We start from the raw sequence: 15,187 nt of genomic DNA on the forward strand, positions 1-15,187 counted from the left end.
ATGGTTACAACGCAGTCCATACTTTATTTCGCTATCGCCGTCGTCTTCCTTCTGACCGCACATATTCTGCGTTCGATTCGTTGGCGCGTCATTCTCTTAAAAGACGATATTTATACCAGGACAGTCCCAGCTCTTGCTGCATTAAGTGTGGGATATCTGATCAACGCGATCCTGCCTTTCCGGCTAGGCGAGATTACGCGTAGCGCGTTTCTATCCTACATGGCTCGACAACGTTTCTCGTCAATATTTGCGTCCGTGATAGCGGAACGCATTGTTGATCTTCTTGTTGTTTCAGTCATTGGATTGATAGTATTTTTTATTTATGGCGATGCGATGTTCGTCATTACGACAATTTTATTGTTTATAGCGAGCATAGCCGTAGTGTTGCTCATTCACTGTACTCGGTTAGCCAAGATAATTGTTTATTTTTTTGCAGCCATATTCAACGATAGTTTGAAATCAGCAATTCTGCATTTTTTCTATTCAGTGACGCATCTCATTCTTGATGGTAAACTCATCAAAAGCTTTCGGTTCTGGATGCTTACACTCGCCATGTGGGCTAGTTATATCGTGTCGCTATTGTCGTTAGGTCACTTTCTGTCAATAGGTTTTTTCGAAGCATTTCTCGAGGTTTATTCCAGTGCCTTGAACCTGAGTTGGACCCCGAGTTTAGGGGAAACAAGGGGGTGGATACTCATATATTTGCTGGCTCCGATAGCGATCGTAGTAATTTGCGTCGTATTATGGGAGGTTGATATTCTCGCGCGGTCGCGAACATTGCTGCGTTCGCTGACCTCGATGGAATATTTCACCTCTGAGGAGCGCCATTCTCTACGCTCCAGTTTTTGGTCTGAACAACAATATGTTGCCTTTTTGAACCGCCGATTTGCCGGAACGAACGATCTTCTAGCAAATTTCGAGGATCGGGGTTTGGATGAAGTGCGCCTTCATCGGCTTTTTCAGGGCGGCTCGGGTGCAGTGACTGCATTGATCGAGGTTGACGGCCAGCTGAGAGTGCGCAAATTCGCAACAGGCGAAGTAGGTGCTAAAATGACTGTGCAGCGCGACTGGCTACAGGACAATGGTACAAGATTGCCGTTGGTTAAGATTCTGTCATCCCAAAAGAGCGGCGCTGATTTTCTGTATGATATGGAATATATTGCCGGAAGTTTGGATATGTACGAAGGTATTCATGCAAGTTCTCTTGAGGTATCTAAGAATATACTAAAAAATGTTATAGCCAAGATGAGGGATTTTCACCTCTCAAATGAAGTCGCATCGGCGGAAGATACAGATATAAAAGCATATATACATGCGAAAGTGCTTGGGAACTTTAATGTAATAAAAGAGGAATTTCAGGATATTGTATCAGACGGGATTATTCTATTGAATGGTGAGCCATTCGATACCTGTTCCCTTTCAATCTTTGAAGATATGAACTGGTTTGTGCAAAAGCTCAGCGACCGGCGACAATCTGCCATTCATGGTGATCTGACAATTGAGAATATCATGTTGCTACCAGATAGTTCGGGCGGTCGAAAACCCGAAAGCTGGTTCCTGATCGACCCCAATCCCGTGAATGGATTTCAGTCGCCATTAATTGATTACGCTAAGATCATGCAGTCGCTGCATCTCGGCTATGAGGCGCTTCATAAACGACCTAAAGCCAGTTACTCCGATGGTCAATTGACGGTGGGAGTTCACCGCTCATTCCAATATGAGGCGCTGTTCAATGAAACAATTGACCAATTGACCGTTAATCTCGGCGAAGAAGGCATGAAGCAGGTCTTCATCCATGAGTGGATTAATTATCTGCGTTTGATCCCTTATCAATTACGCCATAGCCGAGAAGCCGGCCTCGCATTTTTTGGATGTCTGTGCTTGCTATTGCGTAATTTTGAGCGGCGTTATCCCGGAGAGTTATGGTGATGCAAGCAGTTCTCGTCGACCTCGATGGCACGTTGGTGGATACCCATGCAGCAAATCTCGCGGCTTATCGTCAGGCGCTTGGTGAGACCGGTATGGCATATTCCAGCGCAGATCTGTCAAGCAGTGTAGGCAAGATGGCCTGGAGGCCAATGCTTAAACAGGTATTACCATTACATCCAGATTTGCATGAAAGGATTGCGCGACGCAAACGTGAGATTTACCCAACTTTGTTTGATCGTGTGCGTGTCAACAAGCTGCTGGTAGCAGTACTGCAACAGCTTCATAAAACTGTTCCTATTGCATTGGTAACTGCCGCATCCAGAGCATCAGTGACGCCGCTACTCGCTGAAAAGAAACTCGATTACTTATTCTCCATTGTTGTTACAAGTGATGACACCACCGCGTCAAAGCCATCGCCGGAACCATTCATAAAAGCTGCCGCTTTGCTTAATGTTGGTCCGGAAGACTGTCTTGTACTTGAGGATTCCGATGTTGGACTGGCCGCCGCACAGGCTTTTGGTGCGCAAACTTGGCGGATACACTGGCTCGACGAATAGAGTTACCAATTTAAATAGTATTTGGTGAACTTGTCGATAAAATGGAGAAGTCTTCTGTTAACATTTAATACAATAGGAAAACCTTGTGATAAAAAGTAAGCGTCCTTTTTAAGCCCAGTCCATGGAATGGATGCCTGACGTGAGCCCCAATGCTCCTCCATTTTTCAGGAGAGTCTTAGAGTTTAATATTGGCCTTAGGCGGCCCGTTTTTCTAGAGCCATTTTTATGGCGAACTCATTGGGCGTAGCATTGCCGAGTGAAGAGTGCGGTCTGTTTTTGTTATAATCATCCTTCCATGCTTTGATTTCAGTGCGCGCCTGAGCGAGCGATGAGAACAAGGTCTCGTTCAGGCATTCGTCGCGGAAACTACCGTTGAAGCTTTCGACAAACCCGTTTTGCATTGGTTTGCCCGGCGCGATGTAGTGCCATTCAATGCCTGTTTCCTGACACCACTTGAGAATGGCATGACTGGTCATTTCTGTTCCGTTGTCAGAAACTATCGTTCGTGGCTTGCCGAGTTGACTGACCAGATTATCCAATTCACGTGCTAACCGCAGACCTGACAGGGATGTGTCGGGAACCAAAGCCAGACACTCCCGCGTGAAGTCGTCAACGACCGCAAGAACCCTGAACCGACGACCATCGGTGAAGGCATCACTGATAAAGTCCAAGCTCCATCGTTCATTAGCTCGCGATGGTAAAACTATCGGCCTCCGCGTTCCCAGAGCTCGTTTGCGCCCACCACGCTTGCGCACAGTCAACTTCTCTTCCTGATATAATCTACGCAGCTTCTTCAGGTTCATGATGATCCCCTGTCGTTCCAACATGACGTGAATGCGCCGATAACCGAAGCGCCGTCGCTCGGAGGCCACTTGTCTCATGGCTTCACGAATAGGCGCATCATCAGGCCGCTTACGACGATAGCGCACACTAGATCGATCAATACATAAAACGGCACACGCCCGACGCTGGCTCACGGCATACACTTGGCAGACATGAACAACTGCGTCCCGCCTAGCATCGGGCGTTACCATTTTTTTGCAGCAACATCTTTCAAAATAGCGTTGTCGAGCATCGTCTCGGCCAGCAGCTTTTTTAGCTTGGCATTTTCTTCTTCCAATGCTTTCAGTTTGCGCGCATCGGAAACCTCCAGGCCACCAAATTTGGCTTTATATTTATAAAAACTGGCGCTGCTAATTCCATATTTGCGACACACTTGTGCAGTCGGCGTTCCAGCTTCCTGCTCTTTAATCATCCCGATTATCTGTTCGTCTGAAAACCGTGAGCGTTTCATTGTCCATCTCCTACCAAGGATTGGACTCTACCAAAATCTGGAGGAGTTTGCGGGGCTCACGTCATAAGGTATCATTTTTTAAATAAATTTACATCAGTCATAGGTGGTACTTACGTGCTATTTCTAAAGCTTCCGCTTGCTCAATGCCAATATATTCTTTGGTGCTTTCAATACTGGCATGACCAAGTAACAATTGAGCGGCACGTAGATTCCCTGTTTGTTGGTAAATATGCGCTGGGAACGTCCTTCGCAAAGAATGAAGACCATAGAGGCTAGGATCAATGTGAGCTTTTTCTAGCCAGGCTTTAAACAACCGCCAAAGCTGGCTTTCACTGATGTGAGCATGAGACCATCTTACTCCCTGCCCCGTAAACAGCCAACCATGCAATGTTTTTTCAGAAGCCGATAGATATGTGCGTAAGCTTTCGCACGTGTTTGAAGATAATCGTGCCTGAACCGGGCGGGTGTTGCGAGTTTCAGTTTTCTTTTGGCGAATTTCAACGATCTCGCGGATCCCTGATGAGGTTGCCACATCTGATACCCGCAAGCGCACTAGGTCAGACCCACGGAAGCTGGTGTCGAGAGCTACGTTAAATAGTGCCAGATCGCGTAAAGCATTTTCTTGGCGGAGCAATAATCGGATCAGGGCGATTTGATCAGGAGTAAGAGGTGGTTTTTTACCCACTACACGGCCTTTATTCCAAGCGGTCTTAGCGGTGGCAACCATTCAAAAATCCTTACAAGCTTTTGTGGTAATTTTTTCATAAAGCTTGCATTAAGAGTTGGAGCAGTCAAGGAAAATGCTTCTAGCTCCTTATTTTGTCGGTTTTCAGAAATATTCTTCATGCGAGCTTTTAACTAAAAGCTCGCATGATCAAGCTGTGTACTGAGTACTGATGGCTGTACAAGAAATCAGTGATTTAATAACTTATTAGACCGATCCATTAAAGTAGACCAGAGACAATCAAGCGATTAACAACGGGTCACACAAAGGCGCTACATCATAGCTTACCGAGTAAGTCCTGTACCACAGATGGTTTGCGTTCAATTAGAGCCAGCAGTACCTGCGCTGGGCCTTGTGGCGTGCGACGTCTTTGTTCCCAGTTCAGAAGTGTTCCCTTTGCCACACCGATACTGCGGGCGAAATCGGTTTGAGACAAGCCAGTTTGTGCCCGAATTTTAGCTACATCAATTTCCGGTAAAATAATTTCGTGAACCAAAGAGCCAGCCTCGTTCCCCTTAGAAAATTCAAGGGCTTCGTCCAATCCCTTCTTGATGCTCTCAAATGCACTCATTGTTTATTGCTCCACATTGAAACGATCGCCTTACTCATTTCTACCGCTGCTGCCTGTTCTTTAGGAGTTAGATCCGCTTTTTCATTTTTTGCGAAAATCGTGATCAGAAAGATCGGCATGTGGCGTCCGCCAAATACGTAGATCGTTCTAAAGCCTCCGCTTTTGCCACCACCTTCTCTGGGAATACGGACTTTTCTTAATCCACCCCCTAGAGAAATACCCTCTTCCGGGTTCGTGGCAATCCAAGTAATAGCCGCCTCACGCTCAACATCCGTCATAATGGATCGCGCACGACGCTGAAACTCGGGCAACTCAACTACGGTTTGTAATTTAGTCATCTGTTTATACTTCATTGGCGTATAAGTCAATGGCGCACTATGCTTTATTATTATTCTTCGCAAGAAGGTCAACCGCATGCTCCAAGGTTTCCCCTAGTCCCCAACCATTAGCATCAGCGATCTCATAAAAGGCTGCAATCGTCTCAGGCTTTGCTTTAATATTGAACTGCACATTACGGCCAGTTCTGCGACGACGCTGCGGCTTTGTTTGCTCCGATGCTTTGGGCTCCCTGCTTACAAAACCTGCGGCCACAGCCGCCTCCTCTGTTGTCTTATCTTTTGGTGCGGTTTTTGGGGTTGGAACGAATGCGCTGAGATCACTCAGGGCATCACCAAAGCCAAGATTTGTCCGTTGTTTACTCATCAGTATGCCCCTGCACTTGCATCAATTTCTCGACCACTTCGCCCGCAAATTGTCGCGCATTATCCATGGCTTTATCAACGTTACTTACCTGCGATGGGTCAAGGCTGGTCAACGTACCACCATAATCGAAAAGGTCGCGATAGGCAGCGCGCTCTACGATTGGCGTCTCACACACATCAATACCACTTTGTATAAGCTGTTCTTGCACGTTTTTGAGTGCCCGTGAACGAACTGCGGCGCTAGTACGGGTTAGGACTACGCAATGCGGAATAACACGTCGTGCCATTTTCGCTTGATTTTGTATCAAACGAATAGTTTTGGCGCCTCCCTTCGCGTCCATCGAAGAGCCTTGGATTGGGATCAGCACCAAATCAGACATACCAATGGCGTTTGCAACCATCAGACTGGCTGTTCCCTCCAGATCAATGATCACAAATTGAGATTTTCCGGAGGCTTCCTCAATTTGATCAACAATACCATCCTCCGTGATACCGCTGACAATAGAGATGTTCTCTGGCTTACCTGGGAGATTGGCCCATTGCGATATCCAACGTTCTGGGTCGGCATCAAGGATCGTAACGCTAGCGCCACTTTCTGAAAGTTGCGTAGCAAGAATCAAGGCTGTCGTGGTTTTCCCCGCGCCGCCTTTGGGATTGGCAAATGATATAACTGGCATATGTGCTCGACTCTGTTTTTTAAACATCTTACCAGATAGCTATCAGATAGCTACCAGATATTTAAAGGTACCAGATAGCCACCAGATATCTTATAGAATTTAAAAAGATACTAAATAGTATCCACTATGAGTGCTCACGCCTCTCAAACCATTTTTTGCAGAAACCAATGAATGCCTTATCAAATTTTTTAGAAGCATTTAAGCTACCGTCAAGCATCCAAGAGCGCCAAGCCTGTTCAAGATAATACACATCCCAACCAAGAGCCGTTCGTCGAGTTGAGGTATTGAAACATAATAGATTATCGGATGGAAAATCCCTTCGCAACAAGTGTACGCCTAGCAGGGATCAAGGCCGTCGTAGTTTTCCAGTGACGTCTTTGGGATAGGTAAATGATATAACTGGCATATGTTCGGCTCTGATTTCATGTACTCTATTCAATGCTAAAGATAGCTGATAGCTACTAGATATCTTATAGAAACCAAAAAGGTACTACATAGTATCTTTTACGGACTACCTCGCCTCTCAAACCATTTTGTGCAAAAACCAATGAAGGCCTTGTCAGGATTTTTTGGGGCATCTAAGCCACCATCAAGCATCCAAGAGCGCCAAGTCTGCTCAAGATAATACACATCCCAACCAGGAGCCGCTCTTCGGGCTTCTTGATATGTATCGAGATCTAGTCGAATTGTCAGAAAGCAAGCTGAATGAGATTTCACATCTTCCATACGACGGTTTGTAAAAATAATTACATCTTTTTCAATTCGAACTGCATAATCTGGCATATGTTCAAATTGTTCATCTTGTTTCGCGATGTTCGAGACAAGTCGACGAAATTCTTTCTCTGTCGATGAAGACCCACATTTAGCTTGTAACTTGCCTAAACTAATTCGCCATTCCTTTTGTGCTCCGCAATGTTTACGTGCCAACTCATAAATCCGCCGTTCAAGTGGTTTTCTGAGGCGAAAATAATCACGATGAAGCGTCAAGACTTCCCGCGATCTAATGGCATTAAACACCCACTCAGATAAGCGAATTTCCACTTCCTGCATCCGCCCATCACGCGTTTCCCGAACGATTTTGAAACGATCAATCAATCCAAATCCATCGAACTCCTCTTTACCACCAGTGATGATATTGGTAGTAATCGTTGTTCCTTTAAGTCGTTCCAGAGCAGCTTTTAACTGCTCATACCCGCGTCCATCAGTACCTCGGTTAGTGGCCGAAAGCAGATCATACGCTCTGAACCTGATTGTTGGGCTAACTTCACGATCTTCATTAAGTGCAGCGATGCATTGGCTAATGCAATAAATCAGGACATCCCGGTCATGTACTGTTGCCAACCCTTTCACCGAAGGGATGACCTCTACAAAATTCGAACCATTTTCATAACGCCGAACATGCCGATCAGGTTTTGTTGCAATTGAGAAAATAGGGTGCTCCATTGAAGCCATATCTCCTTTGGGCGCGGCATCAAAGATATCGCACACAAAGAAATCTCCCTGCTGCATCCGATCGGGCAGGAGAGGGGAGCGTAGATTCGTGTTATCACCCACCATTATGCTACTTTCGTGTTATCATCCACCAAGGTCAAGTCTTTCGTGTTATCACCCACCATCTTTCGTGTTTTTACACACCATCTTTCGTGTTATCACCCACCAGCCTATCGAATAAACACATATAAAACAAATACTTACCATATATTTTTTTATACGTAACACTATATTAACACATATATAACACTAGGCGATTGTGGATAACTTCATAAAACCAAGGGATTTCCATCAAATTTCCCATGATAATTTTTACGTTTAAAATAAATATTTTGCTTAGCTTTGAGTGGATTTCGATTGCCAACCAAGAGCAAAAGTTCATCAGTTTTCATGCCCATAATCTGCTCAGCAGTCATTATTTTTTGACGCTGCTCTGAATAAGAAACATCACGCTTTTCGTTAATCGTCTTTGCTTCCCGTATTTGCTGGGAATAAACGGTGTTGTCTCCGAAATGTCGTGCTACCCATTCAGCTGTTTCAATATCATTGAGATTAAAAACACGCTTGGTGATGCAGGAGCCGAAAATAGAACGGGCATCATTTGGTCCATATGCTTTTTCAACCTGGCCCGTATCCTGGGTAACGAACAACGCCTCAACCCCAGCCCCTGCCGCAACGTTCGCGATATTCATGATCTGCTCCATTCGTCCCATCCGCACAAATTCATCAAGGGCAAGGAGAATAGGGGCTTTCACTTTTCGTCGCCCGTCTTGGCGAACGACAGTGCCTAAAACCAGATTGATAAATAAGCGCATAAACACTGCCTGCTTATCCACTTGGTCCAAAGGGACTACGATGAAGAGATCCACCTCATCATCAAGAAGATCATCCATGTCAAAACTGGACCGCGCCAAAAAGTGGCGCATATTATCCGACTGCATCCATTCAAAGGCTTTCGAAACAGCCGTTTGAATGGATCCGCGTTCTCTGTCTCCTGCACGCAAAATAGTTGCAGCTGTCTGAGCAGGTCGGTGCCCTACAAGATCTTTGTTTTTAACCCAGGCCTCGAGAGTTGTATCTAGGTTGCCAGATAAGAGAAGATCTGCAACCGCGATCAGGTTGCGGCGATTGGGCTCTTCTTGCGTAACGACCACTTCAATCGCAGCTGTTACGAGCTGACGTGCCATTTCAGAGAAATGTGCACCATCTCCTGGTTCAGGTCTTACTAAGCCATCTGCAACAAGAGCCACGTCCCGCCCTAATTCATTTAGGCGAATATAATCCAAAGGATTAAATTGGTCATTGGAATCCTCAATGATCCCGAAAGGATTTAGTACTGCAACTTTGCGGCCAAGTGATTGCCGATAACGACGGGTTACCGCAAAATTCTCCCCCTTGATGTCTAAAACAACAACCGGTCCTTGATGATCAATAATTGCTGGGATTACGGCACTAACGCCTTTGCCGCCGCGTGTGCCAGAAACAACAAGATGGTGGCCGCCACGCCAACCCTTCGCATCATTTTTCTGATAACGTAGCAATTTACCATTATGGAGCGCGAGCGGCAGACCGGTCTTATTGCTTGCAAGACTGGCAATATCACGCGGGCTCATCCATCCTGCTTGCCAAGGGCCAGTATTCGATTTGCGATTGCGACCGATACGAGGATTTAAAATTGAACCTAACGGGATAATTATCGCTAATGCTCCAACCGCAACTCCAAGAGCTAAAGATATCAGCAACGCCTGTTGATGAAGGGCAGAATATCGGTTTAATCGCTTAACCCCTTCCCAAATTCCACGAGGAAGTGACCATCCTGCATTGGTCCAGGCCTGGATGGTCATCTGCATATCGCTAAAATCGCCTTTTAAAGGCATCAGAGCGACCAGTGCTGCCAGCAGCAGGCATATCCATGCTGCGACCTTGAGTGGCGCTCTACGGCCTTCTGTGGCGTTTGCCAGGATGTCGAATATCACAGCAAGAGCGACAATCAGAAAAGCATAAGTGGCTACTGGATAAATGGCGACCACAAGAGGCAAGAAAATCACGGCTGAAACGGCTAAAATCACAGCGATGATCATGGTGACCCAATGCCGAGTTTCCAGCATAAAATTCATGACTAATCCTTACTGTTCAGGAAACAAAATTTGCCAAAGACCGCGATTGTGGTCGCGTTGAGTGAAGCGCTCTGGCAAATCACGCCGAACGATGTTCTGAAGAACAGGATCGGCGTTTAAGCGGTCGAAGACCAAATTGCCCAACAGCCATTTAAGGCGGTCTTCGTCTTTTTTCTGAGAAAGGTGCCGCCTTGCATCAAGCGCGGCGATCTGAGCGTCAATCTTCGTTTTCTTTTTAGATAGCTCTTCAAGCTCGACGTCGATCGGCTGTGTTTTGTGCATGGGGAACCTCGGAGTTTATTCAGACAAGGCTAGCATGTCATATTTATGTTGAATAGTTATAAATGCGCGCTTATACATTGCTTGTGCAATGTCCGCGTCCTCAACGGGATAAATCCTACACCGGACAGCTTCCCAAGAGGTGGATTTGCACCTGACGAGGGTTTCCCCTCGAGCTCAAACCACCGTAATCAGGCGCTGGACCCTGTTTTGAAAAGAGGCGTCAGAGATATGGCGATCTATCATTTAAGTGCAAAAGTCATCAGTCGAGCAGGAGGGCGATCCTCTGTTGCAGCTGCCGCTTATCGCACAGCTGGACGGCTGTATGATGACCGGCAGGGCCTAGAGCATGATTACAGTCGCAAGAGCGGTGTCATTCATTCCGAGATCATGGTGCCTGAGAATGCACCGGACTGGATGCGTGATCGTAGCCAGCTTTGGAACGCGGTTGAGATTATAGAAAAACGCCGTGATGCACAGCTTGCTCGCGAAATTGAAGTTTCTCTTCCCCGGGAACTTGATCGCGGTCAGCGTTTAGAACTTTTACGCGGGTTTATTGAGCGTGAATTTGTTGATCGCGGCATGATCGCAGATGTGGCTGTTCATGAGAGCAAAGCTCGTGATGGTTTTAGTCAACCCCATGCGCATGTCATGTTGACTATGCGTGAACTGACTGGCGATGGTTTTGGAAAAAAAGACCGTGGTTGGAATGCACCAGACTTGCTTCTGGGATGGCGTGAAGCTTGGGCACGGGATGCAAATATAGCTCTCGAGCATGCAGGGCGATCAGAGCGGATTGATCACAGATCTATTGATGCTCAGCGCAGTGAGGCCGAGCAACAGGTCGAACGCGCGCGTGCTAGTGGACAAGAAAAACTTGTATTTGAATATGAGAAAAAAGTGATTGAGCTAAGTCGGGAGCCAGAGCCGAAAATTGGGCCATCTGCTAATGCTCAAGAGAAGCGTGGCATTGTCACCGAGCGCGGTTCTGCATTCCGCGCGGCACAGGCACGCAATGCACAGCGCGAAGAACTCGGCCGAAAGCAATTGGAATTACGCCTTGAGTTAATGGAGCGAGGGCGCGCCTTTATTGCTTCCGCGCGCGAACGGCTCGATCAACTTTGGAATCGTGCTGAAGCTGCACTGTATCGGATTAAAGAGAGGGTTATAGGTGGAGGTGGTCGATTGCACGCTGATCCAGAACACAGTGACTTTGACACACGCCGAGAAGTGGTGTCGGGACGTGATTTTAAGCGATCGGAGGAGCAGACATTCAATGCTGTACGAGAAAGAACTGCGCCAGAAAATGCAAATCAGGCGCGGAGAGATGCTGTTTTAGGGCGTGAACGCGAAACTATTTCTATCGAGCAAGAAAGTATCGACCGTAGTCAAGAACAGCGGGAGAGTATTCTCGGACGTGGGAAAAGCAGCGATCGCAGGGATCCAGAACGTAGCCGTTAATGCTGTATTTGTATTCGTTTTATATGTTGATCGTATAACGGTGTGGCTGGGTGTTTTATGCGCCACAAAAGTTTTTCTGCCGCTGAAGGTAACCTCGGTTGTAGCCCATTTGGACATTGCCATGATCGTTGCTGAAATGCCCAATAAGCACCTTCTTCGTTAAGATAATCCCGTGCTTCAATGTCGGTCAAAAACACAACGCCTTGATCCTTGAGACGGCGAACCACTGTTTCGATCGCGAGGTCGAAGCGCATCGGCTTAAGTGCTACACCTTTCAAATGTCCGTATTTCTGTGGAACCCATCCGTCTGAAGCACAGGTAGAAAGGCTCCAAAGGTCAATGCTTGCACTGTAACCGCGTCCTTCCCATGATGGCAGAAAATCGATTGAGGTAAATACGGGTTGTGATGAGCGGATTCTGTATTGGTCAACACGGTTGAAAGCATTCTCAAACACTGATTTTGATACTTTGAAAGACCAGTGATCAAGGGATTGCTTACTCTTTATAAATGCATAAAACTCTGGATACTGATCTGTTCTAAGTAGATCGAGCAGATCAAATGTCAACTCGTTCAAACGCATATCTTCGCCGCCAGCATCCCACTTTATGTGTCGTTCCAGATTTGCAACAAGCGGCTTGTCAGCCTCTTTGTACGTAGGGCGATTGAAGTCGGGGTCTAAACCTAGCTCTTGGCAAATTTGTCGATAAGATGGTGTGTTCCAGTCATACGCTGTATCGATGACTGAAAAAATTTTATTCAATAGTGTAGAACCACCACGAACTTTTGATAAATCGAAGATCCCGTTTTCACAACCTGGATCTAAAATATGCAATATTGTTTGTGTCCGATATGGCATGACTTTGACGTGATAAGCTTTACCTTTGTCATCAAATATTTCAGCGACGGGGCCACATTGTCCCTCAAGAAGTTTTGGCTTTAGCATATCGATCATCCTAGCATTTCTCATTTCATCTTCCATTAAATGACGGATTAACGCTGAAGCTGAACGTCCATGGCGAAGAGCATAATTATGAAACGCTTCGCGGAGATCTGGAGACATTTTGACGAGGAGTTGTGCAGTTTTTTTCATACGTAAAAATGAAACGAATATGGGCTTATTAGCAATAAAATAAGGGTATATACCTGCAGCAATCGCATCAATATGTTTATCACAATCTTGCTGAGCAGTTTTAAAACATCTTAAAGGAGTGCGTGGCTGTCAATGACGACGCAACCATTATCGGCACCATATGTTCTCCAGTTGATTGATCTGAAGAATGACAAGTGATTTGATCTTGATGATGTGATTAAGATTATTTGTCGAATTTTGCTATATATGACACCTTTTTCTAAAGGTAGCATAGCTATTTTAACTCATGATACGTCCATTCAGATTGCACGCTAATCTTTTATGCACTATCTGGGGCGCTAAGGTCGTTGGTGATATCCTCAATTATGAGGATACATCTGATATTTGATCTGTGATCATACGCATCATGCTTTTGACACCTAGATCGGGAGAACTCGTTTTGTATGATATCCCTATAGTTAATAACGCAAACTGGCAAAACGCCTTTCGTTGGGATTTGCAGTACATCTTTTCAATTAGAATATAATACGTTGATAAAAACATTTGAGAAAGTGGCAATCGTGAGAACTCGAAGATTAGCTAAGGTAAAGTTATGAGCGTTGATATTTCTACTGCAGACGGTTCTCATGAACTCGTAATCGCCGAGCCGACCAAAGGAGCTGCGGTTGCTCTTCGTGATATCGCAGAAGCGCTGTCGAAATACCGACTGGCGCTTATTTTTGGATGGCAGGATGTTGCTCAGCGATATCGCCGCTCGCGGGTTGGTGCTTTCTGGCTTACACTGAATATGGCTGTGTTTATTGGGGCACTCGGACTGATTTTCGGGACGCTTTTCCAAAGCGAAATGCGTGAGTTTTTGCCCTACCTCTGCGCCGGTGTGATTACTTGGAGTTTTATCTCAACCTGTTTGGCGGAGGGATGTACGACATTTACATCCTCAGATGGGATTATTTTGCAGGTTAGAATGCCGCTTTTTACCCACATAATGCGTACGGTGTGGAGAAATGTCATAATTTTTGCCCATAATATAGTTATATTTCCGGTTCTTCTGCTAATTTTTGGCAAGATGATTAGTTTGAATGCGCTATGGGCAATTCCCGGTTTTATTCTCCTATGTCTGAATATGGCCTGGATGATGCTAATCCTCGCAGTGGTCTGCGCAAGATTTCGGGATATGACGCAGGTAGTAACCAATATTCTACAGGTTTTGTTCTATGCAACTCCGATTATGTGGATGGTAAAAATACTACCGGACCACGTGTCTCGAGCATTTATAGAGTTGAATCCCTTTTATCATTTTATTGAACTTGTGCGGGCTCCACTCTTCGGTTCCCCACCATCTATGCTCGACTGGGTGTTTGGATTCTCCTGCGCGATAGCGGGTTGGGTTGTGGCAATTTTGTTCTTCGGGCGCTATCGTTGGCGTGTAGCGTATTGGTTGTAAAAGATGAGTTTAATTCAGCTTCAGAATGTCAGCGTTGAGTTTCCGATCTATAATTCAACCAGTCGTTCGCTTAAAAACCGTGTTCTTAGTATTGCAACAGGCGGTAAAATTGAACGGCGCAGTGATCGTCTGGTGATTGTGCGTGGCCTCGACGATGTTTCTATGACATTCCGCGACGGGGATCGTGTTGGTCTGATAGGCCATAACGGATCAGGAAAAACCACTCTGCTACGCGTGTTGTCGGGTATCTATACACCGACTAATGGCAGCTCAGTGATCAAGGGGCACTGCGTATCGCTCATTAATATCAATCTTGGTATTGATCCGGATGCAACGGGGCGCGAGAACATCCGCTTGCGCTCAGCAATGATGGGTATGCTACCCGAAGAAATTGACCAGCAATTTGAAAAAATTGCTGAATTTTCAGGACTAGGGGAATTTTTGGACGTTCCTTTTCGTACTTACTCATCTGGTATGCAGTTGAGATTAGCATTTGCAACTTCGACCGCTGTTCGTCCTGAAATTTTGATAATGGACGAGTGGCTTTCAACGGGTGATGAAGACTTTAAAGAACGCGCTAACGCACGTATGCGAGAGCTAGTTGATTCAACAAAAATTCTTATTTTGGCAAGCCATTCAGAAGATTTGATGAGAAAGAACTGTAACCGAATAATTTGGCTAGAACACGGAAGAGTCAAAATGGATGGTAATCCTGATGAAGTTCTTCAAAAATACTTTGAACGTTAGCTAAGTTTTAAAGAATAAAATAATATATTTGTTATAACCAAAAACAAAATTGAATGAATAATATAGATATTTCACAATATATTTTAATCCCAATAAGGGAATAT

At 45.6% G+C, this 15,187-nt stretch carries 15 protein-coding genes; 5 read left to right on the forward strand and 10 right to left on the reverse strand.

The genetic code is table 11. The features are described from left to right. Positions 1-1,929, forward strand: coding sequence for a lysylphosphatidylglycerol synthase transmembrane domain-containing protein (locus KHQ09_RS00110; RefSeq protein WP_213595926.1), 1,929 nt, complete (start codon positions 1-3; stop codon positions 1,927-1,929). Continuing rightward, positions 1,923-2,486 (forward strand): HAD family hydrolase, encoded by a 564-nt coding sequence (locus tag KHQ09_RS00115; protein WP_213595928.1) that lies wholly within the window; start codon positions 1,923-1,925, stop codon positions 2,484-2,486. The genes KHQ09_RS00110 and KHQ09_RS00115 overlap by 7 nt, the downstream gene beginning before the upstream one ends. A 194-nt stretch (positions 2,487-2,680) precedes the next feature. Here the strand turns inward: KHQ09_RS00115 and KHQ09_RS00120 are convergent. From KHQ09_RS00120 to KHQ09_RS00160, 9 genes are all read right to left on the reverse strand, one after another. Beyond that, positions 2,681-3,780, reverse strand: a protein-coding gene (locus tag KHQ09_RS00120) for an IS3 family transposase (RefSeq protein WP_420801420.1) whose coding sequence is annotated in 2 segments (ribosomal slippage) — positions 2,681-3,522 and positions 3,522-3,780 — 1,101 coding nt in all. Because the reading frame shifts where the segments join, the coding sequence is not laid out codon by codon here. Between the two features lie 97 nt (positions 3,781-3,877). Beyond that, entirely contained in the window at positions 3,878-4,507 is a 630-nt protein-coding gene (locus KHQ09_RS00125; RefSeq protein WP_213595932.1) for a tyrosine-type recombinase/integrase, read from the reverse strand. 274 nt (positions 4,508-4,781) lie between these two features. Then, complete coding sequence (locus tag KHQ09_RS00130; protein WP_213595934.1) at positions 4,782-5,075, reverse strand: helix-turn-helix domain-containing protein; 294 nt, start codon at positions 5,073-5,075, stop codon at positions 4,782-4,784. Continuing rightward, positions 5,072-5,413: a type II toxin-antitoxin system RelE/ParE family toxin gene (locus KHQ09_RS00135; protein WP_213906491.1), complete on the reverse strand. Its 342-nt coding sequence runs from the start codon at positions 5,411-5,413 to the stop codon at positions 5,072-5,074. Before KHQ09_RS00135 ends, KHQ09_RS00130 begins: the two co-directional genes overlap by 4 nt. A 37-nt stretch (positions 5,414-5,450) precedes the next feature. After that, positions 5,451-5,777, reverse strand: a complete 327-nt coding sequence (locus KHQ09_RS00140) for a stability/partitioning determinant (protein ID WP_238481764.1) — start codon at positions 5,775-5,777, stop codon at positions 5,451-5,453. Continuing rightward, positions 5,770-6,453, reverse strand: coding sequence for a ParA family protein (locus tag KHQ09_RS00145; protein ID WP_213595938.1), 684 nt, complete (start codon positions 6,451-6,453; stop codon positions 5,770-5,772). Before KHQ09_RS00145 ends, KHQ09_RS00140 begins: the two co-directional genes overlap by 8 nt. A gap of 504 nt (positions 6,454-6,957) precedes the next feature. Then, positions 6,958-8,010, reverse strand: a complete 1,053-nt coding sequence (locus KHQ09_RS00150) for a replication initiator protein A (protein WP_213595940.1) — start codon at positions 8,008-8,010, stop codon at positions 6,958-6,960. A 203-nt stretch (positions 8,011-8,213) separates the two neighbouring features. After that, positions 8,214-10,061 carry a type IV secretory system conjugative DNA transfer family protein gene (locus tag KHQ09_RS00155; RefSeq protein WP_213595942.1) on the reverse strand — a complete coding sequence of 616 codons (1,848 nt, stop codon included), beginning with the start codon at positions 10,059-10,061 and terminating at the stop codon, positions 8,214-8,216. A gap of 9 nt (positions 10,062-10,070) precedes the next feature. Continuing rightward, the gene (locus KHQ09_RS00160; protein ID WP_213595944.1) at positions 10,071-10,343 is read right to left on the reverse strand and encodes a hypothetical protein; all 273 of its coding nucleotides are present in this window, start codon (positions 10,341-10,343) and stop codon (positions 10,071-10,073) included. A gap of 228 nt (positions 10,344-10,571) precedes the next feature. Between KHQ09_RS00160 and mobQ the strand changes: the two genes are divergently transcribed. Beyond that, entirely contained in the window at positions 10,572-11,801 is a 1,230-nt protein-coding gene (gene mobQ / locus KHQ09_RS00165) for a MobQ family relaxase (RefSeq protein ID WP_213595945.1), read from the forward strand. Here mobQ and KHQ09_RS00170 read toward each other — a convergent pair. After that, positions 11,798-12,892 (reverse strand): hypothetical protein, encoded by a 1,095-nt coding sequence (locus KHQ09_RS00170; RefSeq protein ID WP_213595947.1) that lies wholly within the window; start codon positions 12,890-12,892, stop codon positions 11,798-11,800. The two genes, mobQ and KHQ09_RS00170, sit on opposite strands and share 4 nt — an antisense overlap. A gap of 592 nt (positions 12,893-13,484) precedes the next feature. Between KHQ09_RS00170 and KHQ09_RS00175 the strand changes: the two genes are divergently transcribed. Further along, entirely contained in the window at positions 13,485-14,336 is an 852-nt protein-coding gene (locus KHQ09_RS00175; RefSeq protein ID WP_213595950.1) for an ABC transporter permease, read from the forward strand. A 3-nt stretch (positions 14,337-14,339) separates the two neighbouring features. Further along, positions 14,340-15,083, forward strand: coding sequence for an ABC transporter ATP-binding protein (locus KHQ09_RS00180; protein ID WP_213595952.1), 744 nt, complete (start codon positions 14,340-14,342; stop codon positions 15,081-15,083). Positions 15,084-15,187: the final 104 nt, after the last annotated feature.

This window comes from Pseudochrobactrum algeriensis, from assembly GCF_018436245.1.
GTDB lineage: Bacteria > Pseudomonadota > Alphaproteobacteria > Rhizobiales > Rhizobiaceae > Pseudochrobactrum > Pseudochrobactrum saccharolyticum.